The sequence below is a fragment of the Pseudomonas sp. P116 genome (assembly GCF_020149425.1).
Taxonomy (GTDB): domain Bacteria; phylum Pseudomonadota; class Gammaproteobacteria; order Pseudomonadales; family Pseudomonadaceae; genus Aquipseudomonas; species Aquipseudomonas anatoliensis.
This window is the reverse complement of the sequence record NZ_JACVHB010000007.1, coordinates 1-23,928: the sequence shown is the minus strand read 5'-3', so window position 1 is coordinate 23,928 and position 23,928 is coordinate 1. Positions and strand designations below refer to the sequence as shown.

Here is a 23,928-nt window from a genome sequence, read left to right as displayed (position 1 = left end):
CACAAACAGTAAACGGACCAAGCAGGAATAGAGATTTCATTTGGGGGATGTAAGGAACAGTCAGCACCGGGTCCCCAAGGCAAGCTCCATGTTGTGGCTGTCGATCTTGGCAGACAAATCGAGCACGGCCATGGCCACGTCGCAACATTCCTGCACCTTTGATTCATCATTTTGCAGAAATATCGAACGCTCTGCTTTGCGACACCCTCCAATGTTTACACCAATGGAGGTCAGCGATATGAACAGCAACGACAGCAAAAACCCGAACGCCCCGCCTACTGATACGTCCGGAAAGCCGGTAAATGTGGTCGAGCGAGATCTGGCGGACAGGGACGATGACACCAAGGCTGTGGACGAGGTCATCACGCCTTCCTCCACTCGGGTTAAAGAGCAGGATGCTGAAGAGCTGCAGCGCAAAGTCGATGAGATTGAGCGCAAGGTCGCGGACGGGAACTGAGATTTTTGCGGTGTCAGTTGGACTTTCCCCCTCACCCCAACCCTCTCCCTCAGGGAGAGGGGGGAAAGGGAGCCGATCTTCATGCCGTTCAAAACTTCGGCTCGACTCAGCTCTCATGGCTTGAGGTCTTGAAATCAACGCGATCGTTCAGGTCGGTGAAACTCTCGCTATCAACTCAATCAGTCCCCTCTCCCTCTGGGAGAGGGTTAGGGTGAGGGCTTCGACGGCGTCAGGGCCGCGTACTGGTTAAGCTCCTTCGCCAAAGTCAACGCATTGCCGATCGCGGCGCCACTGGCGGTGTTGTCGAAGATGCACCAGACCGCGGCACCTTCGGCACTTGCGATCTGCAACGTCTGCGCAAGTCTTTGCAGATACGGCAAATCGTAGGCGCTGTGGTAAATGCGCGGCGAACCGTGCAATCGCCAATACTGAATTCCGGTCCAGGCACCCGGAGACGAGTCACTGCGGATGCGTGAGGGATCGACCGCCGCTTGCGCAATCTGATGAGCGATCAACAACGGTTCGGCAGCAACCCATGATGCGTGACGCGGTTCAAGCACCACCGCCCCGGCAAAACGCTCGCGCAATGCGCTGAAAAACCCTTGGGCAATGGCTTCATCAAAAGCCAGTGACGGCGGCAACTGCACCAGCAAACAACCGAGGCGATCGCCTAAGCCGTTGCATTGCCCGAGAAACTCATCGAGCGCCGTTTCACTGCCCGCCAGGCGCAGTTCATGGCTGATGTGTTTGGGGATCTTCACTGAAAAGCGAAAGCCGTCTGGCACCGAATCAGCCCAGCGTTGGTAGGTCTGTAGGCGATGCGGGCGATAGAACGAACTGTTGATTTCCACGCTGTTGAATTGCTTTGCATAGCGCTGCAGGTGCGTACCTTCAACCGGGAACGCCGGCCAATGCTCACGCCCCAGACTCCAGCCTGCGCAGCCGATGTAAATCAAATCGATTCCCTCCAGATACTGCGTCGCCCCCGTGTAGGAGCTGCCGCAGGCTGCGATCTTTTGATCTTGAAAAAAAATCAAAAGATCGCAGCCTGCGGCAGCTCCTACAGGGGCCTGGCTGGCCTTCAGGTTACTTTTTGCCGGGAAGCACTGAACTCAATACCTGTTTGGCGGTTTGCACGATAATGCCCGCCTCATCCGGGTCGCCCTTGAGCAACGTCGTGGCAAATTTCTTCGCCTGTTCAAGCTTGATGTGCGGCGGCAATGGCGGCACGTTCGGGTCGGTCTTGAACTCGATCAGCACCGGCACGTCCGAGGCCAGTGCCTGCTCCCAGGCGCCCGCCACGTCTTCTTCGCGGTCGACGAAAATGCCTTTCAGGCCGATGGAAATGGCGAACAAGTGGTAAGGCACGTCGGGGATACTCTGCGACGCTTCGAACTTCGGATCGCCCTCCATCACCCGCTGCTCCCACGTGACCTGATTGAGGTCCTCGTTATTGAACACCGCGCAGATCCATTTCGGGCTCGCCCATTGCCGCCAGTATTTGGCGACAGTGATCAGTTCGGCCATGTTGTTCATCTGCATTGCGCCGTCGCCCACCAGTGCGATCACCGAGCGTTCGGGATAGGCGAATTTTGCGGCAATCGCATAGGGTACCGCGGCGCCCATCGAGGCCAGTCCGCCGGACAACGAACACTTCATGCCGCGGCGGATTTTCAAGTCGCGGGCAAACCAGTTGGCGCACGAACCGGAGTCGCTGGTGACGATCGCCTGGTCCGGCAGGCGCGGCGATAACTCGTACACCACCCGCTGCGGATTTATCGGCTTGGCTTTGACCATGGCGCGCTTTTCCAGGGTTTTCTCCCACGTGCCGCGCCACCCTTCGACTTTCTTGCGCCATTTGCCTGAGGTTTTCTGTTCGAGCAGTGGCAGCAACGCGGCCAGTGTTTCTGCCGCGTCGCCCTGCAGATTGACTTCCATCGGATAACGCAGGCTGAGCATGTCGGGCTGCAAATCGATCTGCACGCCGCGCGCCTGGCCTTCCTTGGGCAGGAATTCTGAATACGGGAAACCCGAGCCGATCATCAGCAAGGTGTCGCACTCGGTCATCAACTTGTAGCTGGGCTCGGTGCCGAGCAGGCCGATGCTGCCAGTGACCCACGGCAAATCGTCGGGGAGCACGGCCTTGCCGAGCAGTGCTTTGGCGACACCGGCGCCGAGTTTTTCGGCCACGGCGATCACTTCGTCAGTCGCTTCCAGCGCACCAGCGCCGACCAGGATCGCGACCTTTTCCCCGGCATTCAAAACCTCGGCGGCGCGCTGCAAATCTGCCTCGTAAGGCATGATTTTCGGCTTGCTGTAGCCGACACCGGAATGTGCGGTGCCATGCGCACGGGCCGGTTCCTCATAGGCCAGATCCTGCAAGTCATTGGGCAGGATGACCGCAGTGACGCGGCGCTCGCCAATCGCCGTGCGCACCGCGCGATCAAGCAAATGGCGGACCTGCGATGGCGCCGATGCCTGCTGCACGAAAGCGCCAGCGACGTCCTTGAACATCGACACCAGATCCAGTTCCTGCTGGTAGTGACTGCCCAACGCGGTGCGCGCCTGCTGACCGACAATCGCCAGCACCGGCATGTGATCCATCCGCGCATCGTAGAGGCCGGTGATCAGGTGTGACGCGCCGGGGCCTGAAGTGGCGATGCACACTCCCAGCTCACCGGTGAATTTGGCATGCGCCGAGGCCATGAAAGCGGCCATTTCTTCGTGGCGCGCCTGTATGAATTCGATCTTTCCGTTGGCTCGGTCGAGCGCGCCAAACACGCCATTGATGCCGTCGCCCGGATAACCAAAAATCCGCGTGACGCCCCATTGGCTGAGCCGCTCAACCAGAAAATCTCCTACTGTCATCGTCATCGTGTGCCTCGCCTTTCACCGGTGCATGAAGCTTTCCGGCAGCGCATCCGCCGGAAGTTGTAAGGGTCTGGACAGTCGGGTGGATGGCGAAGTTTCGATTGTTTTTCCCATGAGGCTGAACGACAGAGCCACCCACCCTGTGGCGAGGGAGCTTGCTCCAGCTGGGTCGCGAAGCGGCCCTAACCCCCTGAGTGGGTTCAGGAAAAACGCGACTTCAACGATGCGGATGCACCGTCATCGCCACCAGTTTGATCACGATGGGCCGAACGAAGAGGATGCACAGGAATGCCACCGGCATCGCCAGTTTGTATGCGTGCAGCGCATTACTCAGGTAGTCGTTATCAATGCCGGAATTGGCGGCGGTGATTACCAGCGACATCAGAAACGCCATGATCGTCGCCATGTACAACGCAAACACGTAGGGCGTGGCACGTGCTGACAGCTTGCGGCGGCTGACATACAGGGCGTCGGAGCTTGTTCTTTGATTCATATGGCTTTTGCATCCATTGACAGGGAGCGGGCACCTTAGCAAAGCCCTTTGCCCTCAACTAGACGGCCAACCACAGGTACTTTATAAAGCATTACTTACGAATCCTCTTCCCGGCAGGCCATGGATGAATCTGTTAGCGGCGATTGCCAGTTTTATCAAAGTGGTCGAATCGGGCTCCATTGTCGGTGCTGCCAAAATCCTGGGCGTCAGTGCAGCGGCGGTGAGCCAGACGATCAATCGCCTGGAGGCGCATCTCGGCGTGCGCTTGCTGCAACGCACGACGCGGAGCATGGCGCTGACTGAAAACGGCGCGGTGTACTACGAAAAGGTCAAACGCATCGCGGCGGATCTGGAGTCGGCGCAAAGCTCAATCAGTAATGAAGAAACCCAATTGCAGGGGCGCCTGAGCATCGCTTCTACCTGTGCATTCGGCCGGCATGTGCTCGCTCCACTGATCGCCGGTTTCGCCGCACAACATCCGCGCCTGCTGCTTGAGCTGTCGACCACCGACGGCAAGATCAACCACATTCAGGACGGCATCGATCTGAGCCTGCGGATCAAACCGCAACTGGAAGAAGGCACTGTCGCGCGCAAGATCGTTTCGCTGCCCTTCATCCTGTGCGCCGCTCCCGCCTATCTCGAACGCGCAGGCGTGCCGCAATCACCGCACGACCTGCAAAACCATGCATGCCTGGCGTTTCGTTATCCCCTGGATGGGCGATTTCTGCGCTGGAGTTTTCTACGCGACGGCCAGCGTTACGAGGCAAACATCAATGCCACAGCAATCAGCGACGACATCGACGCACTGGCGCAGATGGCAATCAGCGGCGCCGGCATCACGCGTCTGGCGCAGTTTGTGGCAGCGCCTTACATCGCCAGCGGTCAATTGCTGCCGCTGTTCGAAACCCGTCACGGCGCAACACACGCAATTGTCGAACCCATGGAGATTTACGCCTGCGTACAGGATCGCGCGGCAATGACGCCGAAGGTCAAAGCCTTCATGGACTATCTAATCGAACATTTGAAGCTGCGCTGGCCGATGGAACAGGTGTCATCGGGGCGCTAGAAGATACTCGCTGAAACATGCGGACTAAGGCAAAGTCCACATCGCCAATCGAGGCTCATCATGGAAGATAAAAACAATGAAAAAGGCTTTCTGCGCCCTGCTCCTGCTCCTGCTCTGCCTGACCACCCACGCATTCGCTGACGACACGCCTATCGGTTTCCAGCGCTCTACACTGCCTGACGCGGACAACATCCGTCCGTTGGAAATGGTCGTTTGGTACCCTTCTCGTGTAACCACCACTGCCCCCAAGTTGATCGCCGACAATCCGGCTTTTGTCGGTGTTATGTCTGTCGAAAACGCACCACCGGCGGAAGGCGAACACCCATTGGTGGTGCTTTCCCACGGGTATCGCGGCAATTGGACTAACCAGGCATGGCTGGCCAGCGCGCTGGCGCATCAGGGTTACATCGTCGCGGCGGTCAATCATCCCGGCAGCACCACCCATGACCGTAGCCCGCAAGCGGCGGCGCAGTTATGGCAGCGTCCTGCGGACATTGGCCGGGCCATCGATGCGGTGACGGCTCAGCCGGAAAAATCTGGCGCTGTCGCGACGCGGCGTATTGCCGTTGTCGGTCATTCACTTGGCGGCTGGACAGCAATGGAAATCGCCGGCGCGCGTTTCGACCCGGACCGGTTTGCCCGCGAGTGCAGCGCTCATCAGAAGTTAGCCAGTTGCGGCGTTTACCAAACCATGAATCCCGCGAGCAACCCGGCATCAAAAGCCCGACTTGCCGCCGATTTGCGCGACACGCGCGTCACTGCCGTGGTGGCATTGGACCTGGGTTTGTCACGCGGCTTCACGGATGCCAGCCTCGCAGCGCTGCCAGTACCGGTCTTGGTGATCGCAGCGGGTGTGCCGTCTGAAGATCTGCCGGCCGAGTTGGAGTCCGCCGACCTGGCCAAGCGTCTGCCGAAAACGTCGAGCCAGTACGTTGAAATTGGCGATGCCAGTCATTTCAGCTTTCTGTCGCTGTGCAAACCGGGGGCGATGGCCATGCTCGAAGAGGACGTGCCCGGTGATGGCATCATCTGCACCGATGGCGAGGGTGGACGTACGCGTGAGGTGATCCAACAGCAGGTTATTACGCTGATCAGCGAGTTTTTGTCGCGGGCGGCTAATGACTCAAATCTGAAGCATTGAATGAAACGACATCTTTCTCTACGGTGTCCCTCTATTCTCAGCCAGCCACGATGAGGTCTGTTTCATGAGCAACACAGCCTACGTTCCGCCCAAAGTCTGGAAAAACGAAGCAGCGTCCGGCGGCCAGTTTGCCAGCATCAATCGTCCGATTGCCGGGCCGACGCACGAGAAAACTCTGCCGGTTGGCACGCATCCGCTGCAGCTCTACTCGCTGGCCACGCCCAATGGAGTCAAGGTGACCATCCTGCTCGAGGAGTTGCTGGCGCTGGGCCACAGCGCCGCCGAGTACGATGCGTGGCTGATCCGCATTGGCGAGGGCGATCAGTTCTCCAGCGGATTTGTCGAGATCAATCCCAACTCGAAAATTCCTGCACTGCTCGACCGCAGTGTCGAGCCACCGATTCGGGTGTTCGAGTCGGGCTCGATCCTGCTGTATCTCGCGGAAAAGTTCGGCGCCTTCCTGCCTGAAGATCCGGCTGGACGCACCGAAACCCTGAACTGGCTATTCTGGCAGATGGGCTCGGCGCCTTACTTGGGCGGTGGGTTCGGACATTTCTATGCCTATGCGCCGGAGAAGCTTGAGTACCCCATCAATCGGTTCACGATGGAGGCCAAGCGGCAGCTCGATGTGCTTGATCGGCGCCTGGCCGAGAGCCCGTACCTGGCTGGCGACAGCTACACCATCGCCGACATCGCAGTCTGGCCGTGGTACGGCCAACTGGTGCGCAACAATGTTTATTCGGCGGCGGAGTTTCTCGCGGCCCATGAATACACCCACGTGCAGCGCTGGGCAGAAGACATAGCCAAGCGACCAGCCGTCATCCGTGGACAGCGCGTCAACCGCACTTGGGGTGATGAGGCGAGCCAGGTACCCGAGCGGCATCAGGCCACAGATTTAAGCTGATACTCGCGCAACGCCCTCCTCTGGTTTAAAAACGGCCGATCAAATCAAATTGATCGGCCGTTTTTTTTCAATCCCAACCTTCATCCACTTCCCGGCGATGACTGTTCAGTCATAAGCCAGATGTGAAAAATTTGTTAACTAACTGACTCGTACGGCTTTCTCCGAGGGGATCAATCTGACAGACTAATGCGAATAATTCCTACACGCATATGCATCAGATTCGTTTTAGTATCCTTGGGGAAGCAGATTGATGTCGTTTCATACCCGTTATCGCCGTTCGAACCTTTCGCCTAACTTGTTGGCAATGGCCATTTGCATGGCCGGCGTCGCGCCAGCGCTGGCCGCTGAAGCGACACCTTCTACGCCAGAAAACACCGCGGCGCCTGCCACGCTGGAGCTGGGTGCGACCGAAATCGGCGCCACGCAGATGAGCAGCACAACGGAAGGTTCAGAGTCCTACACCACAGGCCCGATGCAGACCGCGACCAAACTGTCGCTGACCATGCGCGAAACGCCCCAGGCGGTGACCGTCATCACCCGCCAGCGCATGGATGATCAGGGCATGACTAGCATCAACGATGTGGTGCGGGGCACGCCGGGGTTGTTCCTCAATCAATCCAGCGGCCCGGGTCGGCAAAATTACAGCGCCCGCGGTTTCGACATCGACAACATCATGTACGACGGCCTGCCCAGCTCTTACCAGCCGTACTCGATGGCAGTGCAGCCGAATCTGGCGATGTTCGACCGGGTTGAAATCGTGCGTGGTGCGACCGGCCTGGTGACCGGTGCCGGCAACCCTTCGGCAGCGATCAACATGGTGCGCAAACGCCCGACGGCAACCCCGCAAGTGACGCTCACGGGTGCAGCCGGCAGTTGGGATGATTACCGCGGCGAGATCGACGCCTCCGGCGCGCTCAACGAAAGCGGCACATTGCGTGGCCGCGTAGTGGGTTCCTATCAGGGCGCCGACAGTTTCCGCGACAAAGAGCAAAATGATCACGGTCTGTTCTACGCCATCGGTGAAGCCGACCTCAGCGACGCCACGACGGCGACGCTGGGCTTCTCTCGGCAAAATGAGCAGACCAACTATTTCTGGGGCGGCTTGCCGATCGGCACCAACGGCCACCACCTCGACCTGCCCCGCTCCACCTACCCGGGCACGGATTGGGAAAACAAGAAACTGCAGATCGACACCGTTTTCGGTGACATCGAGCATCGCTTCGACAACGACTGGAAACTGCATGTAGCCGGCTCCTCCTCAACGCTGAACGGCGAATTCTCTGGTTCGTACCTGTCGCGTTACGCCGGCCCGCTGGAAACCACGGCCTATCAATCGCACCATACCGACAAGCAGCACGCTTTCGACGGATTTGCCAGCGGCCCGTTCGAGGCCTTCGGCCGCACCCACGAGCTGGTCGTCGGCGCCAGCAATCGCGTCTACGATGCGACTACCAAGGAATATGATCCCTACACCACGGCCTGGCCGATCGGTGCACCCAAGCCCAACTTCGTGCGTGATGGCAAGACGCGCAGCGTCACCACTCAGGATGCGGTTTACCTGACCACCCGTTTGAGCCTCGCTGATCCGCTGACGCTGATCCTCGGCAGCCGTCTGGACTGGTATGACTACGATGACCGCACCACCGACGGCGACTATAAAATCACCCGCAACCTGACGCGTTATGCCGGGCTGATCTACAAGTTTGACGACCACCATTCCGTTTATGCCAGCTACACCGACATCTTCACCCCACAAACCAGCAAAGACCTCTCCGGCAAAGTGCTGGAGCCCATCGTCGGCGAGAACTACGAGGTCGGCATCAAGGGTGAATATTTCAACGGTGCACTCAACGCCAGCCTGGCCGTGTTTCAGATGGACCAGACCGGCCGCTCGACCACAGCGGACAACCAGTTGGGTTGCCCGGTGATGACCTGCTATAACGCGTCCGGCAAAGTGCGCAGCCAAGGCATCGACATGGAGCTGCAAGGCGCGCTGACCGAAAACTGGCAGCTCGGCGCTGGCTACACTTACACCCGCGCGCATTACATCAAGGACGAAAACCCGGCCAACAACAATCAGAAATTCGACAGCGACACGCCTGAGCACTTGTTCAAGGTCTCGACGATGTATCGCCTGCAAGGCCCACTGGAAAAACTCCGCGTCGGTGGCAGCGTTTACTGGCAGAGCCGTATGTATAACGACATCGCACTCGCCAATGGCAGCAGCTATCGTCTCGAACAGGGCAGCTACGCGACCGCCGACCTGATGGCCGGTTACGAAGTCAGCAAACACCTCGACCTGCAGGTCAACGCGAACAACATCTTCGACCGCGTTTACTACTCCGCCATCGGCAGTAACGTCACCTGGGGTTCCAATGACAACTACGGCACTCCGCGCAGCTACATGCTGACGGCCAAATACAAGTTCTGAGTCGTGTAACCCTCACCTCGGCACACGCAAGGGCGCCTGGACAAGCCATGGCGCCCTTTTTTCGGACGGGCCAATTAGCCATGACTGGCAATAAGAGATAGTCTCTCGACGACATTATTTCGAAGCGCCGCCATGACCAACCCTGAGTTCACATCAGACATTGAAGCCATCCGCAGCATTGATGCGGTGCCTGTCATCCTGAGCATGGTCAAGCACATCACCGGCATGCGTTTCGCGGCGGTGGCCCGGGTTACCGAAAAAAACTGGGTGGCGTGCGCGGTCGACGACTCGATCGATTTCGGCCTCAAACCCGGCGGTGAACTGGTCCTCGAATCGACCATTTGCCACGAGATCCGCCAGCATAAACAGCCTGTCATCTTCGGCCATGCCAGCCTGCATCCGCTCTTTTCAGTGCATCACACGCCGAGAACCTATGGACTGGAGAGCTACATCTCCATTCCTATCGTCAAAGCCAATGGAGACTTTTTTGGCACGCTGTGTGCGATCGACTCCGTCCCGGCCAATCTCGACGAACCGGCCATCGCCAAGACGCTGACGCTGTTCGCGCAACTGATCGCCATGAGCCTCGACACGCAAACGCGTCTGCACGCCGCCAAAGCCGAACTGGACAGTGCCAATGAGATGGGCCGGCTGCGCGAGCAGTTCATCGCGGTCCTGGGGCATGATCTGCGCACACCGCTGAGCGCCATTCGCATGAGTGCCGATTTGCTCGAAACCAAAACCCAGGACAAGCGTTCGCTCAATTTCATCGCGGCGATCCGCACCAGTTCTGTACGCATGGGTGTGCTGATAGAAAACATCCTCGACTTTGCCCGCGGACGCCTCGGCGGTGGCATTCCAGTGCAGCGAAAACTGGTAGACGACTTGCAGCGCACGCTGCGGATGACGCTTGAAGAGATTCAGGTGTCCCATCCGCAGGCAACGTTCATTCATACGCTGGATGTGCCGACAGGTGTTTATTGCGATGCCTTGCGCATCAGCCAGATGCTCTCCAATCTGCTGGGCAATGCGGTCACCCATGGTTCAACCAGTGAACCGATCATCCTCAACGCCTGGGCCGAAAACGACGAGATTGTGATCTCGCTGACCAACCAGGGCACACCGATTGCGCCGCAGTTGATGCCGCTGCTGTTCGAGCCCTTCTCCCGCTCCGAAGCCGGGCAGCGCTGCGAAGGACTGGGCCTGGGCCTTTACATCGCTTCGCAGATTGCGACGGCACATAACGGCAGCTTGAGCGTCACCTCAGACCGCGAATCGGGAACCTGTTTTGTCGCGAGATTCCCGGCGCAATTCAAATGGGTTTGAGCCCGTGGCCCCCGAACATGCCGGAAAAAATCGACGCGACTCGCCCCCTCAAAATCCGAGCAAAAAAAACCCCGCAACCCAATTAAGGGGCGGGGCAAAAAATTGGTTGGTTGCGGCCAACCAAAGGAGCTCTGTCAGATACGGTTAACGGGCGCAGTCAGATGCAGTCCTGGGCTGCCCTTTCAAAACTTGATGGCAGGAAGTTCGAGGCCAGCAGGTGGCGCTCGTAAAGGAACACCTTGCCGCCGCTGCCAGCCTTGTAGGCTTCCAGCACGTTGTCCGCCGAAACCTTGCTCGGCACCACGATCCGGTAACTGCGCTGGGTCTGCGAGACGGTCGGGTTCAGCGCAATGCCCTGCAACTTGGGCACGACGCAATCGGCGTATTGCGCAGGCGTCTTGCGGGTCTGCAAAGTCAGGGTCGGGTCGTTCGGTGCAGAGGCGCAGCCGGCCAGCAGCACGGAAGCGACAGCCATGGCAGAAACAGATAAAGGACGCATCGGTGTAATCCTGAAAATAAAGTTTCGGTTCAACCGGCAACGGTTCAGCTTCACGGCGTTGCCATTGGGGTTGCGATGTTCAGCTTGCCGAGACCAACGCCTTGAGCGAGTTGTCGAACTGCTTCAATGCGTTGAGTTGCAAGTCACGTTGCTTGTCGATCTGCGCGGCAATTTGCGGCGCCGCCTGGTTATGTACCCAGACCGACGGCATCTGCTTTTCTACAGCGCCTTCAGCCTTGCCGATGTATTGCAAGTCAGCGTCGTAGAACCTCGCGGTAAAACGCGCTTCGACCAGATTGTTGCGTTGGGTCAGCAGACGATTGAACGTGTCGAGTTTCACCACCACATCGGGATGGGCCTGCACCAAGGCGTCGAGGCTGTCGTAGACGGTCACGGACAAGAACTGCTGTTGTAACGAACTCATCAACCAGTCGATGGCCAGCTCCGGATCGGAACTGGCGACGAAAGCGTCGCGAATCCGCGAGTCGAGCGCATCTTTCGCGCCGTTGATGGCCATGTCGTGATAACGCTCAAGGTATTGCAGGTTGTCCAGGGTGTTTTCGCTGTACAGCACGCCAACAGTCTGCGAATGCTGCAACGTGGCGCTGCTGCCGGTGATGGTTTGTAAATGACACGACCGGGCATTGTCGGCGTATGTCGGTGTAGCGACAGCCCCCATCAGCAGGGCCGCCAGAGCCAGTCGAGTCAGAATGTTCATCGCGCAAATTCCTTGAGCTGCGTGTTCGATGGGGCGATTTTCCGCCCATCGCCGGCAAAGCAGAACTTGCGTTTATTGATGGTCACTATTACTTCAACCGATAGTTGCGCAATGTGCAGACTGATTACACACTCGATCACAACTAGAACAAGATGAATGAGGAATCCTCCTTGAGAACATTTGACCTGATCCGCGACGCCGTTCTGTCGGAATATCGCGATCGCGTGGCTGAATACCTGGTCCAGTACGAAAGTGTCCTGCTGAACAAGGATGACGCTGACCGGCAGCTGATTCGGGACACCGCCAATCAGTTGCGCGGCTATTTGCGCGGGCTGAACACCACGCGGGTTTTGGGTATGGCGTATTGGGAAGAGCTGGATCGACGGGTTGTCGACACGTGGATCACGCCTGAAGAATGACCGAGAATTCAGACGCAATCGCCTGACCGGGCTCACTACTTCAGGATGACCACACCCATGTCCAGCCTCGATACCTCACTGCAAGACAGCGCCGCACCCGAAGGCGTTTGCTACGGCTGCGGCGGCAGCAACCCCCACGGCCTGCACATCAAGAGCCATTGGCATGAAGACGGAGTGCACGTCATCGCCGAGCATCTGCCGGATGCCAAATACTGCGGCTGGCCGGATCTGGTCTACGGCGGACTGATCGCGATGCTCGTCGACTGCCATTCCAACTGGACGGCGATGGCCTGTCACTACCGCGCAGAAAACCGCGAAGCCGGCACCCTGCCCCGCATCGATTGCGTCACTGGCAACCTCGGCATCAAGTTCATCAAACCGACACCGATGGGCGTAGCGCTGACCTTGCGGGCGAAAGTCGAGGGTGAGGTCGGGCGTAAAACCCGGGTGATCTGCGAGGTGTTTGCGGGCGACGTGCTGACAGCGGTGGGTGATTCGGTGTTTGTGCGAGTCGATACCGGGCAGTTGGCGGATGTTGCGCATAAGCGCTAACTTCGGAAAACTGTGGCAAGGGTGCAAGCTCCCTCGCCACAGGTGATCATTTCAAAATCACACCGCGACGCTGGCCCGCGCCGAATGCAGCTTCTTATAGCTCTCGATCAAGCGCAAATGCCGATCGAGGCCTTCCAGCTTCATGCTCGTCGGCGTCAAACCATAGAAACGCACGCTGCCGCTCACCGAACCAATGGCCGCGTCCATGCGCTCGTTGCCAAACATGCGGCGGAAGTTGGCTTCGTAGTCGGCCAGTTCCAGATCTTCGTCCAGTTCCATTTCCAGTACCACGTTCACCGCTTGGTAGAACAAGCCGCGTTCGACGGTGTTGTCGTTGTATTGCAGGAAAGCTTCGACGAGGTCTTTCGCCTGATCAAACTTTTGCAGCGCGAGGTAAATCAGCAGGCGCAGTTCGAGGATGGTCAGCTTGCCCCACGGCGTGTTGTCGTCGAACTCGATGCCGATCAGGGTGGTGATGTCGGTGTAATCGTCCAGCTCGCTTTTTTCCAGACCCTGGGCGAGGTTGCGCAGGCCGACTTTGCTCAGGCTGTGCAGGTTGAGGATGTCGGCGCGAAATTGCAGGGCCTTGTTGGTGTTGTCCCAGATCAGGTCTTCGACCGGATAGATTTCCGAGTAGCCCGGCACCAGAATCCGGCAGGCCTTGGCGCCGATGTGCTCGTAGACCGCCATGTAGACTTCTTTGCCCATGTCTTCGAGGATGCCGAATAGAGTTGCGGCTTCTTCGGCATTGGAGTTTTCGCCGTGACCGGAGAAGTCCCACTCGACGAACTCGAAATCAGCCTTGGCACTGAAGAAGCGCCACGACACCACACCGCTGGAGTCGATGAAATGTTCAACAAAGTTGTTCGGTTCGGTCACTGCCTGCCCCGAAAAAGTCGGCTGCGGCAGGTCGTTAAGACCTTCAAAACTGCGGCCCTGCAACAGCTCGGTCAGGCTGCGCTCCAGCGCGACTTCCAGGCTTGGATGCGCGCCGAATGAGGCAAACACGCCACCCGTGCGCGGGTTCATCAGGGTCACGCACATCACCGGAAACTCACCGCCCAGCGACGCATCCTTGACCAGCACCGGGAAGCCTTGCTCTTCGAGGCCCTTGATGCCGGCGAGAATACTCGGGTATTTCTCCAGCACTTCCTGCGGAACATCCGGCAGCGCCATTTCACCTTCGAGGATTTCGCGTTTGACCGCGCGCTCGAAGATTTCCGACAGACACTGCACCTGCGCTTCGGCCAACGTGTTGCCGGCGCTCATGCCGTTGCTGAGGAACAGGTTTTCGATCAGGTTGGACGGGAAGTACACCACTTCATTATCGGACTGGCGCACAAACGGCAGCGAGCAGATGCCACGCTGAGTGTTGCCGGAGTTGGTGTCATAGAGGTTCGAGCCACGCAACTCGCCATCGCGGTTGTAAATCTCAAGACAGTATTCGTCGAGAATCTCGCTCGGCAATTCGTCTTTCGGGCCAGGCTGGAACCAGCGCTCGTCCGGATAATGCACAAATTCTGCGCTGGCGATGTCTTCGCCCCAGAACTGATCGTTGTAGAAGAAGTTGCAGTTCAGCCGCTCGATGAATTCACCCAGCGCAGACGCCAGTGCGCCTTCCTTGGTCGCGCCCTTGCCGTTGGTGAAACACATTGGCGAGTGCGCGTCCCGGATATGCAGCGACCACACATTGGGCACGATATTGCGCCACGAAGCGATTTCGATTTTCATGCCCAGGTCGGCGAGAATTGCCGACATGTTGGCGATGGTCTGCTCCAGCGGCAGGTCCTTGCCGGCGATGTAGGTACCCGCCTCCGAGCCCGAGTGCGGCATCAGCAAGGCCTGGGCATCGGCGTCGAGATTCTCGACTTCTTCGATGATGAATTCCGGGCCGGTCTGCACGACCTTCTTCACCGTGCAGCGGTCGATCGAGCGCAGGATGCCCAAGCGATCCTTTTCAGATATGTCGGCCGGCAATTCGACCTGGATCTTGAAGATCTGGTTATAGCGGTTTTCCGGGTCGACAATGTTGTTTTGCGACAGGCGAATGTTTTCCGTAGGGATATTGCGCGTGTCGCAGTACAACTTCACAAAGTAAGCCGCACACAAGGCCGACGACGCCAGGAAGTAGTCGAACGGCCCCGGTGCCGAGCCATCGCCCTTGTAGCGGATGGGCTGATCGGCGATCACCGTGAAGTCGTCGAACTTGGCTTCAAGTCGAAGGTTGTCGAGAAAGTTGACCTTGATTTCCATGCGGGATTACCAGAATACGGCTAAACGAATGGCGGCCATTATCCGGTTTTTGAGCGGGAAGTCTTGTGCTTTCGGGATTCGCCGCTGACCGGGGCGACGCCGCCTTCGGCGCGCAAAGCCTTCTGCGGCGCGGCTTGGGCGGGTCAGTCGTCACTTGTTGCAAACTGGCAAAAGCAAAGTCTCCCGGTGTTCACTACGCTTCTACAGATTCCGATCAGCATGATCCTGAAGAAGAATCTGAACATTGCCCCCGCGGCACTGTTCTAGATTCAGAAGACAGCGGATCAAGGACGAGCGAATGGACATTTCCACTTACGCAGCGCCGCTTCCCCCCCGCCAGAGCATCGTCACCCGGCGTCTGGCGGTTGCCGTGGGTGCGCTATTTGTCACTGGAGTGATTGCTGCTGCCGTTGCGTTGCTTGGCATCGCCAACAGACTGGATAAGGAAGAAGTCCGCAAAACCGAGTTCTACTCGGTTCGCGCCCTCGAAAATCGCATCACTGCCTCGAAAAACTACATCACCAGTTACGCTTACTGGACCACGGCCTATGAACGTCTGAGCGATCAGGTCGACACCCAATGGGCCTATACCGAGCAAAACCTGGGTAAAACGCTGTTCACCGCTGACGGCTATGACGGCGTGTTCGTGCTGGATCGCGAGCGCACCAAATACGCCGTGGTTCGCGGACAAATGCTCGATACGGATATCGCGGCGTTCGTGGAGGTCAGCGTGACTTCACTGCTGGATCAGGTGCAAGGCCAAAGCGACTTGACCCAACCCGTCAGCCGCTACTCACTGTTCGAAGGCTGGCCGGCGCTGGTGTCGGCAGCGGTTATTTTGCCTAACGATGAGCGGCCGCAGAAGACTGCGCAGGAAACCTCTGTGCTGGTATTCGTCGACAAACTCACCCCGACCAAACTGCGCAAGATCGGCAGCGGTTACGGCTTGAAAAACCTGACCCTTGCCCTGGATGAAGCCCTTGACCCGGCGCGCCCGCGAGTGCCGCTGGACAGCACCGGTTATAGCCTGGTAGCCGATCTGGAGCGGCCGGGTCAGCAGTTATTGTGGTCACTGCTGCCCACCCTCGGTGCGACGATGGTGGTATTGATGCTACTGACCGCCTACTTCTTCCGCCACGCTTTGCGTTCGTCGCGGTATGTCGACGAAAGTTTTGCGGTGATGCAGTCCTCCAACCTTGCACTGGAAGCCGCCAACCTTGGCCTGGAAGCCAGTGAGGAACGTTTTCGTGCAGTGGCGGAAGCCGCTTCGGACTGGATCTGGGAGGTCGACCGACATCTGTCGCTGACCTATCTGTCGGCGCGATTCAGCGAAGTGACTGGTTACCCGCAAACCCTTTGGCAGGGCAAGGACATCGGTCAACTGCTGTTTTGCGACACCACGCCCCTGGAACTGTGGCTGAAGAAACTCAACGAGGAAGGTCACGCCAGCGACCTGCGTTGCACCTACCGCGACCATTGCGGCCAGCAACGTCATTGCCGTCTTTCGGCTCGCCCTATCTTCGACAAACATGTCGTCATCGGTTATCGCGGCACTGCCAGCGATATCACCGACGAGGTCGCCGCCCATGCGCAAATCCAGCACTTGTCCATGCACGATGCCCTGACCGGGCTGCCTAATCGCAACAAACTCGCGCGCTATCTGGATGAAGCGCTGATGCTCAGGGAGCACGCGCCGGCGCTGTCGCTGCTGATGATCGATCTGGACAACTTCAAACCGATCAATGATTCGCTCGGCCATCCGGCCGGTGATGCGGTACTGCAAGAAGTCGCCGCCCGTTTGCGTGAATGCACCCGCGAAGATGACATCGTCGCCAGGCTTGGCGGGGACGAATTTGTCGTGGTGCTCAATGGCATGGACACGCCTAACGAAATCAACAAGTTCTGCACCCGCCTGATCGGCAACCTGCATCAACCGGTGATCTTCGAACATCACCCGCTGCACATCGGCGCCAGCATCGGCATCGCCCTTAGCCGACACCACGGTTACATCCCCAGCGAGCTGATCCGCTACGCCGACATTGCGCTGTATCAGGCCAAATCCGAGGGCAAGAACACCTGGTGTTATTTCGAAGCGCACATGAGCGACCAGATCCAGACACGCCGGCAAATGGAAGACGACCTGCGCCATGCGCTCAAGCACAACGAGTTTATCCTGCACTACCAGCCGCGTTACAAAGTTGATGGAAAGCAGATCGTTTCAGTCGAGGCACTGGTGCGCTGGCAGCATCCGACCAAGGGTTTGCTTGGGCCCGACCTGTTTATTTCGTTAGCGGAGCAGACAGACCTGATCGTCCCGCTCGGGCGCTGGGTGTTGCGTGAGGCTTGCGAAACGGCGCTGACGTGGCCGGAAGACATTTTGCTATCGGTCAATCTGTCGCCTGCGCAATTCGCGATGACCGACGTGGTCGAGGATGTCCGCGAAGTGCTTGTCGACACTCGCTTCCCGGCCAGTCGACTGGAGCTTGAGATCACCGAAAACGTCATGCTCAACGATACCGACGGCGCGCTGACCACCATGAACGCTCTTAAAGAGCTGGGCGTGCGCCTGAACATGGACGACTTCGGCACCGGATACTCATCGCTCGGTTACCTGCGCGCGTATCCGTTCGATGGCATCAAGATCGACAAGCGCTTCATCGCCTCGATCAGCAGTGGTGCCAATGATCGGGCGGTGGTGCAGGCGATCATCGGCCTGGGCAAGGCCATGGGCCTGACCGTCACTGCTGAAGGCGTCGAAACCGCGGAGCAACTGGACATTCTGGGGGCTGATCAATGCAATGAAGTACAGGGTTACTTCATGAGTCGTCCGATCGACAAAACCGAGTTTATGCGTCTGCTGCAAACGTCGAGAAGTGGCCAGGCAGAGCAACCGAAGGCGAAAAAAGGCCGCGTCAGGAGCGGCCTGAATCTTGAGGGTTTGTAAGGCGGGTCAACCGTTTGAGCGCGATCAGCTACGCGTGTGACTCGTGTCGCTGGTGAACACACTGCCCGCATCCCGAACCAACTGCCGCCATTCGGCGCTGGTAATCAGCCCCGCCTCCTCCATTTCATCCGCCGCCTTGAGCAGTTCGTCGTACTGCTGCTCCGGATCCATCTGCGATTGCGACTGGGTCGCCAGTTTGCGCCATGCCGCCAGTAATTCTTTCTTGCGCTGATCGAACATAGGGTTTAACTCATGGGGGACTTCCCTAATAGAAAGAAGCGGTGGCGCGGTGGTTCAGCGCAGTCGACGGGCGGAAGGCTGACCCATGAGCCTTCCGATACCGGCACAAATCGGTGACAGGTTTTGGGCCGAGAGCGAGCCGTCAGAACTTGTCTGCAACACGTCTGTACTGATAGTCCGGTTCACGGTACTTGCCCGGTTTCTGCCGCTTGGGCAGCGTGACCGGCTCGTGTGCGACGTCCTCATAGGGAATGCGGCTCAACAGATCAGTGATGATGTTCAGTCGCGCCCGGCGTTTGTCGTTGGAATCGGCCACCAGCCAAGGGGCGTGGTTGGTGTCGGTATGCTTGAACATCTCGTCACGCGCGCGTGAGTAGTCATACCAGCGGCTGTAGGACTTAAGATCCATCCCCGTCAGCTTCCAGGTTTTGCGGCCATCGTTGATTCGGGCTTCCAGCCGACGGGTCTGCTCCTGCGGGCTGACCTCAAGCCAGTATTTGATCAGGATCACCCCAGACTCGACGATTGCGCGCTCGACCAGCGGCGTTGATCTGAGGAACTTGTTGGCTTGCTCTTCGGTGCAGAAACCCATCACCCGTTCGACGCCCGCGCGGTTGTACCAACTGCGATCGAAGATCACCACTTCGCCCGCAGCGGGCAAATGTGGCAGGTAGCGCTGGACGTACATCTGACTTTTCTCGCGTTCTGTTGGCGCCGGCAGCGCCACGACGCGAAAGATCCGTGGGCTGACCCGTTCGGTGATCGCCTTGATTGTCCCGCCCTTCCCCGCACCATCGCGGCCCTCGAAGACGATACAAACCTTCACGCCCTTGGCGATAACCCACTCCTGCAATTTGACCAGCTCGACGTGCAGCGTGCGTAACTGCTCCAGGTAATCCTTGTTTTTCAACCTGGGGGTTTCAGGCGTCTTTGCGGCTTTCTTCTTGTCCTTTGCCATGATCGAGCCCTCACTGATTGGGAATTTGCTGTGAACCAGACTCGTGAGATTAGTTTATGGCGCGTTGTTTTCCATTCCCGGACAATAAGCAAAATCGTGATGTGTTTCCTTCGTTCTTTCTAACGTCGCACTGTTCATTGCCCGTGCCTGTCTTGTCTGGAGTTTTCTCGATGCCTTCGCCCAATTCCCTACCCACCGCGCTGTTGGGGCTGGCCCTCGCTTGCCCGACCATGGCCCAGGCTCAAGGTATGGAGTTGGGGCAGGTGCTGATTTCCGCCGAGGATCGCAGCGGCACCGACGCGGCTGTCGACGACGCCAAGGTGCGCCTGGCCGAAGTGCCCGGCGCCACCAACGTGGTCGACATGCGCCAGCCGCTGCAGGGCCGTGTGGCGAGCAATCAGGATGTGCTGGCCTATCAGCCGGGGGTTTATGCGCAGTCGGCGGGTAACGAAGGTGTGAAGATTTCGATTCGCGGCTCGGGCATCAATCGTGCGCCAGGCGCTCATGCTTCTGGGCTTTACACAATGCTCGACGGCTTGCCGCTGACCGGCCCCGGCGGCACGCCTTACGAATTGCTCGAACCATTGTGGGTCGACCATGTTGAAGTGCTGCGCGGCGCCAACGGCTTCGATCGCGGCTCGCTGGCCCTCGGTGGCGCCATCGATTACGTCAGCCATACCGGCTACGACGCGCCGAAACTGCAAGTCCGCTATGCCGCCGGCAGCCACGGTTATCAGCAGCGTCAGGTCAGTTCCGGGCAAGTACTCGGCGACTTCGATTACTACGTGTCGTTGACCGATGCGAACGCCGACGGCTATCAGGATCACACCGCCAGCGAAAGCAAAGGCCTGATTGCCAACTTCGGTTATCGCTTCAACCCGAACCTGGAAACCCGCTTCTATATCCGCTACCGCGAAACTGACAACGACCTCGCCGGACGCGTGACCAAGCACTCCATCGAACACGACCCACGGGCAGCCAACCCGGCGTACGTGTCGCGCGATGACAGCCGCAAGCAGCCGGGCAGCACCTTCATCGGCAACAAGACCACCTTCTATATCGACGACGATTCCAGCATCCAGACCGGCCTTGTTTACCACGACTACCCGATGGATCTGCGCGAAGGTCCGAATCGTCTGAAGGTTGCCTACACGGACGTCAGCGGCACCTTCGACTACAAGCGCCGCGACACTTTGTGGGGCATGGAAAGCCGCAGCAATGTGGGCCTGCGTGTGACCAAACATCTGCCCAACGATGGCGCCAGTGAGTTTGTGCGCATCCCCACCGGCAACACCGCCGCCTACGCACCGGGCACGCGCATGCGCAACTTCACCTATCAGGGCTCTGACACCGTTTTGCATTTCGGTAACGACTTGGAAATCGCCGATGACCTGTGGCTGACAACCGGCCTCGCCGCCATCTACACCCGCCGCGAAAGTGCCGTCACCTATCCGCAGAGCGGAGGCAAAACCAGCATGAACGACTGGGACTACGCGCCCCGTCTCGGTCTGCGCTACCAGGTGACCCCGGATCTGCAAGTGTTCGGCAACCTCAGCCGCTCGGTCGAAGCGCCGCACCCGTGGTCGCTGATCTACAGCTCCAACGTGCGCTTCCCTGCCAACAGTGGCGCGGCGACTGGTACGCAAAAAGACCCGATCGAACTACAAAACCAGACCGCGACCACCCTCGAACTCGGCGGTCGTGGCGACAGCGCCGTGGGCGAATGGAGCCTGGCCTGGTACTACGCGCAAGTGCGCCACGAGTTGCTTTCGGTGCTGCCAGATGCCACCGCGGTCACGCCGTATGAGCTCAACGCCAGCCCCACCGTGCACCAGGGTGTCGAAGCCAGCCTGAACAGCAAACTCTGGTCTTCCGCCGACGGGCAGCAGTTAAGTTTGCGTCAGGCATACACCTTCAGCGATTTCCACTACCGTGATGATGATCGCTTCGGTGATAACCGCCTGCCGGGGTTGCCGATGCATTATTACCAGGGTGAATTGCGCTACGACTGGCCGCAGGGTTTCTTCGCCGCTTTGAACACCCAACTGGTGTCGAAAGTTGCAGTGGATTACGCCAATAGTTACTACGCCGATCCGTACGCGCTGTTCGGCGCGACGCTGGGGTACAACGCGCCGAAGGGTGACTGGCAGACCTGGGTGGACATGCGCAATTTGACCAACAAACACTATGCGGCGACGGTCACGCCGGGGTATGACGACAAGGGGCTGGATGCGGCGCGGTCGACGCCGGGTGAAGGGATGGGAGTTTATGTCGGGGTTTCGTGGAGTTTGCTCTGAGGCCACGACGAGCTAGGTAAATACGCCGCCAATCTCTGCGGGCCAACGATCAGCCATTTCAGACTGAGAATAGAAAGCTTTGCCATTGACGACGTCCCTCTTCGCCGGGCGCAAGGGACGTTCGAAAGGTAGCGCTTCGGGGCTCAGTGCCCGGCAACCACCGGCCGTCCATGTCCACGCGGCCCCGACTTGAAGCCATGCCCTCGCGCCCGCCAGACAATGGCAAACCCGACAGCCACCAGCAGCGTCATCGCCCACGGAAAAGACGCAACGCCCCATGTATCCAGCAGTACCCCACCGACAACGCCGCTGCCGGCAATTGCGCTATTCCATGCCACCACATTCAGTGACAACGCCACGTCTGCGCCATCGCCGGCAGCATCAGCCAGCGCGGTTTGCAGCAACGTCGCGGCGCCGCCAAAGCTCAATCCCCACACCGCTACTGCGATATAGATTACTTCCGGCACACGCCCTGAAAAACCCAGCACCACGCAAACCGCCGCAAATGCCGCGAGGCTGACGAGTGTAGTTTTTCGCAACAGCGGCTCAACCAATTTCGCCGTCAACCAGATCCCCACCAGCGCAGCGATCCCGAAGACCAGCAACACCAGATCCACCCGACTTTCCAACCCCGCCGACGCCACGAACGGTGCGATGTAGGTGTAGAGGATGTTGTGCGCGAGCATCCAGCTGATCACCACCGCCAGCACCGGCCGCACACCCGGCGTGGTCAGCACACTGCGCAGCGACATGCGTTGGTGCGCGGGCTGTGGTGGGTAGTCAGGTACTTTCACCAATACCCAAACGATCAGAATCACCGTCAGGCCCGACATGATGCCAAACGCGGTGCGCCAACCCACCAGACCACCCAGCCATGTACCGAGTGGCACACCCAGCGACAGCGCAATTGGTGTGCCGACCATGGCCAGCGCCAACGCCTTGCCCTGCTGATCGGGCTCGACCATTCGGCGCGCGTAACCGGCCAACAAGCTCCACGTCAACCCGGCTGATACGCCAGCGAAGAAGCGCGCCACCAGCGTCACGCCGTAGTGAGAGGACAGCGCCGTAATGGTATTGAACAGCAAGAAACCGACGATAGTCAGCAACAGCACGTTACGCCGGCGCCAGCCACGGGTCGCGATGGTCATCGGGATGACCGCCAGCACCGAGCCCAACGCATAGGCCGTGACCATCTGGCCGGCCATCGACGGAGAGATCGCCAGGCCTTCGCTGATCAACGGCAGCAAACCGGCAGGTAGGGTTTCGGTGACGATGCAGATAAAGCCAGTCATGGCCAACGCCAGCAACGCCCCAATTGGCAGGCTCTTCGGCGTCGCCGATAAGGTGATTGAGGGGGTCACGGGAAATTCCTTGAGTGGTGGTTACAGATTTAAATACCGATCGATATAAAATACTGATGGCAGCGACCACTCGTTGTCAACGATTTATGTATCGTCTAGTATTTAAATCATCTCACCGAGGAATTCTGAAATGGCAAGAACGGGCCGCCCCCGCAATTTCGACCGCGACGACGCCGTCGAGCAAGCCATGCAATTGTTCTGGCAACACGGCTATGACTCCACCTCCCTCGCCCTGCTGAAAGCACAATTGGGCGGCGGAATTTCCGCGCCGAGCTTTTACGCGGCGTTCGGCTCAAAGGAAGCCCTGTTTGATGAATGCGTGCAGCGTTACCTGGTGACCTTCGCTCAAGTTACCCAATGCCTGTGGGACGAAACACTGCCACCACGCCAAGCCATCGAAACCGCGCTGCGCCAGTCGGCACGCATGCAGTGCGAGGATGGCCACCCCAAGGGTTGCATGGTTACCCTTGGCGTAATGAGCGCACCCAGCCCCGAAAACGCCCGAGTGGTCGAAGCCCTCACCCAGTCACGTGCAAGGACTCGTGCGGGGATCCTGGCGTGCGTCAACCGAGGAATGAGTGCTGGTGAGTTACCGGCCAGTACTGTCGCAGCCGCCCTAGCGACGGTTTTTGACAGTTTCCTGCAGGGGATTTCCATCCTCGCTCGGGATGACACCTCGATTGAAGTGATTGATGCGGCGATCACTCAGGTATTGATGACGTGGGACATGTCTGGCAGGGATTGAACAGAGACGGAGCGGCACGTAATGAAAAGCTGCAAGATGGTTTCCCCCTGCCTGTCATTATTGACTGTGTGAATTGATTCTTGGTGACTACCGGACTATATCCACAAATTCTGTAAGAACTTTCCTGCGGGCAAAACAAAACCCCAACTGCTTTCGCAATTGGGGTTTCGGAATTTAATCTTGACGATGACCTACTCTCACATGGGGAAACCCCACACTACCATCGGCGATGCATCGTTTCACTGCTGAGTTC

At 58.5% G+C, this 23,928-nt stretch carries 20 protein-coding genes; 11 read left to right on the top strand and 9 right to left on the bottom strand.

What is annotated here, in order from left to right; all coding sequences use genetic code 11:
* Positions 1 to 238: 238 nt before the first annotated feature.
* On the top strand, positions 239 to 457 hold the full coding sequence (locus ICA15_RS22070; RefSeq protein ID WP_210554618.1) for a hypothetical protein: 219 nt from the start codon (positions 239 to 241) through the stop codon (positions 455 to 457).
* A gap of 206 nt (positions 458 to 663) precedes the next feature.
* Here the strand turns inward: ICA15_RS22070 and ICA15_RS22065 are convergent, their stop codons facing one another.
* The 3 genes from ICA15_RS22065 to ICA15_RS22055 all read right to left on the bottom strand — a co-directional run bounded on the left by ICA15_RS22065 (position 664) and on the right by ICA15_RS22055 (position 3,821).
* Positions 664 to 1,413, bottom strand: a complete 750-nt coding sequence (locus ICA15_RS22065; protein ID WP_210554617.1) for a DUF72 domain-containing protein — start codon at positions 1,411 to 1,413, stop codon at positions 664 to 666.
* A 130-nt stretch (positions 1,414 to 1,543) separates the two neighbouring features.
* On the bottom strand, positions 1,544 to 3,331 hold the full coding sequence (locus tag ICA15_RS22060) for a thiamine pyrophosphate-requiring protein (protein WP_210554616.1): 1,788 nt from the start codon (positions 3,329 to 3,331) through the stop codon (positions 1,544 to 1,546).
* Between the two features lie 214 nt (positions 3,332 to 3,545).
* Positions 3,546 to 3,821 (bottom strand): DUF2798 domain-containing protein, encoded by a 276-nt coding sequence (locus ICA15_RS22055; RefSeq protein ID WP_210554615.1) that lies wholly within the window; start codon positions 3,819 to 3,821, stop codon positions 3,546 to 3,548.
* A gap of 124 nt (positions 3,822 to 3,945) precedes the next feature.
* Between ICA15_RS22055 and ICA15_RS22050 the strand changes: the two genes are divergently transcribed.
* The 5 genes from ICA15_RS22050 to ICA15_RS22030 all read left to right on the top strand — a co-directional run bounded on the left by ICA15_RS22050 (position 3,946) and on the right by ICA15_RS22030 (position 10,689).
* Entirely contained in the window at positions 3,946 to 4,887 is a 942-nt protein-coding gene (locus tag ICA15_RS22050; RefSeq protein WP_210554614.1) for a LysR family transcriptional regulator, read from the top strand.
* A gap of 76 nt (positions 4,888 to 4,963) precedes the next feature.
* Positions 4,964 to 6,028 (top strand): alpha/beta hydrolase family protein, encoded by a 1,065-nt coding sequence (locus tag ICA15_RS22045; RefSeq protein ID WP_210554613.1) that lies wholly within the window; start codon positions 4,964 to 4,966, stop codon positions 6,026 to 6,028.
* A 64-nt stretch (positions 6,029 to 6,092) separates the two neighbouring features.
* Positions 6,093 to 6,932: a glutathione-dependent disulfide-bond oxidoreductase gene (yghU, locus tag ICA15_RS22040; RefSeq protein ID WP_210554612.1), complete on the top strand. Its 840-nt coding sequence runs from the start codon at positions 6,093 to 6,095 to the stop codon at positions 6,930 to 6,932.
* A 250-nt stretch (positions 6,933 to 7,182) separates the two neighbouring features.
* Entirely contained in the window at positions 7,183 to 9,363 is a 2,181-nt protein-coding gene (locus ICA15_RS22035; RefSeq protein ID WP_210554611.1) for a TonB-dependent siderophore receptor, read from the top strand.
* A gap of 132 nt (positions 9,364 to 9,495) precedes the next feature.
* Positions 9,496 to 10,689: a GAF domain-containing sensor histidine kinase gene (locus ICA15_RS22030; RefSeq protein WP_150615832.1), complete on the top strand. Its 1,194-nt coding sequence runs from the start codon at positions 9,496 to 9,498 to the stop codon at positions 10,687 to 10,689.
* Between the two features lie 157 nt (positions 10,690 to 10,846).
* Here the strand turns inward: ICA15_RS22030 and ICA15_RS22025 are convergent, their stop codons facing one another.
* On the bottom strand, positions 10,847 to 11,188 hold the full coding sequence (locus ICA15_RS22025) for a hypothetical protein (protein ID WP_150615833.1): 342 nt from the start codon (positions 11,186 to 11,188) through the stop codon (positions 10,847 to 10,849).
* A 79-nt stretch (positions 11,189 to 11,267) separates the two neighbouring features.
* A complete protein-coding gene (locus tag ICA15_RS22020) occupies positions 11,268 to 11,906 on the bottom strand; it encodes an ATPase (protein WP_210554610.1) in 639 nt (212 codons plus the stop codon).
* A 170-nt stretch (positions 11,907 to 12,076) separates the two neighbouring features.
* On the opposite strand from ICA15_RS22020, the gene ICA15_RS22015 reads away from it, so the two are divergent.
* Both ICA15_RS22015 and ICA15_RS22010 read left to right on the top strand, forming a co-directional pair.
* Positions 12,077 to 12,325: a hypothetical protein gene (locus ICA15_RS22015; RefSeq protein ID WP_150603264.1), complete on the top strand. Its 249-nt coding sequence runs from the start codon at positions 12,077 to 12,079 to the stop codon at positions 12,323 to 12,325.
* Between the two features lie 57 nt (positions 12,326 to 12,382).
* Positions 12,383 to 12,877, top strand: a complete 495-nt coding sequence (locus ICA15_RS22010) for a PaaI family thioesterase (RefSeq protein ID WP_150615835.1) — start codon at positions 12,383 to 12,385, stop codon at positions 12,875 to 12,877.
* A gap of 57 nt (positions 12,878 to 12,934) precedes the next feature.
* Here the strand turns inward: ICA15_RS22010 and ICA15_RS22005 are convergent, their stop codons facing one another.
* Positions 12,935 to 15,130, bottom strand: coding sequence for an OsmC domain/YcaO domain-containing protein (locus tag ICA15_RS22005; protein ID WP_210554609.1), 2,196 nt, complete (start codon positions 15,128 to 15,130; stop codon positions 12,935 to 12,937).
* A 298-nt stretch (positions 15,131 to 15,428) separates the two neighbouring features.
* On the opposite strand from ICA15_RS22005, the gene ICA15_RS22000 reads away from it, so the two are divergent.
* On the top strand, positions 15,429 to 18,074 hold the full coding sequence (locus ICA15_RS22000) for an EAL domain-containing protein (protein WP_210554608.1): 2,646 nt from the start codon (positions 15,429 to 15,431) through the stop codon (positions 18,072 to 18,074).
* Positions 18,075 to 18,098: 24 nt separating this feature from the next.
* Here ICA15_RS22000 and ICA15_RS21995 read toward each other — a convergent pair whose 3' ends face one another.
* Together ICA15_RS21995 and ppk2 are read right to left on the bottom strand one after the other, a co-directional pair.
* Positions 18,099 to 18,314, bottom strand: coding sequence for a hypothetical protein (locus ICA15_RS21995; RefSeq protein ID WP_150615838.1), 216 nt, complete (start codon positions 18,312 to 18,314; stop codon positions 18,099 to 18,101).
* Positions 18,315 to 18,456: 142 nt separating this feature from the next.
* Complete coding sequence (gene ppk2 / locus ICA15_RS21990; protein WP_210554607.1) at positions 18,457 to 19,272, bottom strand: polyphosphate kinase 2; 816 nt, start codon at positions 19,270 to 19,272, stop codon at positions 18,457 to 18,459.
* A gap of 170 nt (positions 19,273 to 19,442) precedes the next feature.
* Between ppk2 and ICA15_RS21985 the strand changes: the two genes are divergently transcribed.
* The gene (locus ICA15_RS21985) at positions 19,443 to 21,569 is read left to right on the top strand and encodes a TonB-dependent receptor family protein (RefSeq protein ID WP_210554606.1); all 2,127 of its coding nucleotides are present in this window, start codon (positions 19,443 to 19,445) and stop codon (positions 21,567 to 21,569) included.
* A gap of 143 nt (positions 21,570 to 21,712) precedes the next feature.
* On the opposite strand, the gene ICA15_RS21980 is transcribed toward ICA15_RS21985, so the two are convergent.
* Positions 21,713 to 22,930 carry an MFS transporter gene (locus tag ICA15_RS21980; RefSeq protein WP_210554605.1) on the bottom strand — a complete coding sequence of 406 codons (1,218 nt, stop codon included), beginning with the start codon at positions 22,928 to 22,930 and terminating at the stop codon, positions 21,713 to 21,715.
* Between the two features lie 130 nt (positions 22,931 to 23,060).
* Here ICA15_RS21980 and ICA15_RS21975 point away from each other — a divergent pair, with 130 nt between their 5' ends.
* Entirely contained in the window at positions 23,061 to 23,675 is a 615-nt protein-coding gene (locus tag ICA15_RS21975; protein WP_210554604.1) for a TetR/AcrR family transcriptional regulator, read from the top strand.
* Positions 23,676 to 23,928 lie beyond the last annotated feature (253 nt).

Coding starts and splice junctions, on each gene's coding strand:
- ICA15_RS22030 (WP_150615832.1), top strand. CDS start 9,496: ATGACCAACCCTGAGTTCACATCAGACATTGAAGCCATCCGCAGCATT.
- ICA15_RS22005 (WP_210554609.1), bottom strand. CDS start 15,130: ATGGAAATCAAGGTCAACTTTCTCGACAACCTTCGACTTGAAGCCAAG.
- ICA15_RS21975 (WP_210554604.1), top strand. CDS start 23,061: ATGGCAAGAACGGGCCGCCCCCGCAATTTCGACCGCGACGACGCCGTC.
- ICA15_RS22025 (WP_150615833.1), bottom strand. CDS start 11,188: ATGCGTCCTTTATCTGTTTCTGCCATGGCTGTCGCTTCCGTGCTGCTG.
- ICA15_RS21995 (WP_150615838.1), bottom strand. CDS start 18,314: ATGTTCGATCAGCGCAAGAAAGAATTACTGGCGGCATGGCGCAAACTG.
- yghU (WP_210554612.1), top strand. CDS start 6,093: ATGAGCAACACAGCCTACGTTCCGCCCAAAGTCTGGAAAAACGAAGCA.
- ICA15_RS22055 (WP_210554615.1), bottom strand. CDS start 3,821: ATGAATCAAAGAACAAGCTCCGACGCCCTGTATGTCAGCCGCCGCAAG.
- ICA15_RS22035 (WP_210554611.1), top strand. CDS start 7,183: ATGTCGTTTCATACCCGTTATCGCCGTTCGAACCTTTCGCCTAACTTG.
- ICA15_RS22045 (WP_210554613.1), top strand. CDS start 4,964: ATGAAAAAGGCTTTCTGCGCCCTGCTCCTGCTCCTGCTCTGCCTGACC.
- ICA15_RS22060 (WP_210554616.1), bottom strand. CDS start 3,331: ATGACGATGACAGTAGGAGATTTTCTGGTTGAGCGGCTCAGCCAATGG.
- ICA15_RS22010 (WP_150615835.1), top strand. CDS start 12,383: ATGTCCAGCCTCGATACCTCACTGCAAGACAGCGCCGCACCCGAAGGC.
- ICA15_RS22050 (WP_210554614.1), top strand. CDS start 3,946: ATGAATCTGTTAGCGGCGATTGCCAGTTTTATCAAAGTGGTCGAATCG.
- ICA15_RS22020 (WP_210554610.1), bottom strand. CDS start 11,906: ATGAACATTCTGACTCGACTGGCTCTGGCGGCCCTGCTGATGGGGGCT.
- ppk2 (WP_210554607.1), bottom strand. CDS start 19,272: ATGGCAAAGGACAAGAAGAAAGCCGCAAAGACGCCTGAAACCCCCAGG.
- ICA15_RS22000 (WP_210554608.1), top strand. CDS start 15,429: ATGGACATTTCCACTTACGCAGCGCCGCTTCCCCCCCGCCAGAGCATC.
- ICA15_RS22070 (WP_210554618.1), top strand. CDS start 239: ATGAACAGCAACGACAGCAAAAACCCGAACGCCCCGCCTACTGATACG.
- ICA15_RS21985 (WP_210554606.1), top strand. CDS start 19,443: ATGCCTTCGCCCAATTCCCTACCCACCGCGCTGTTGGGGCTGGCCCTC.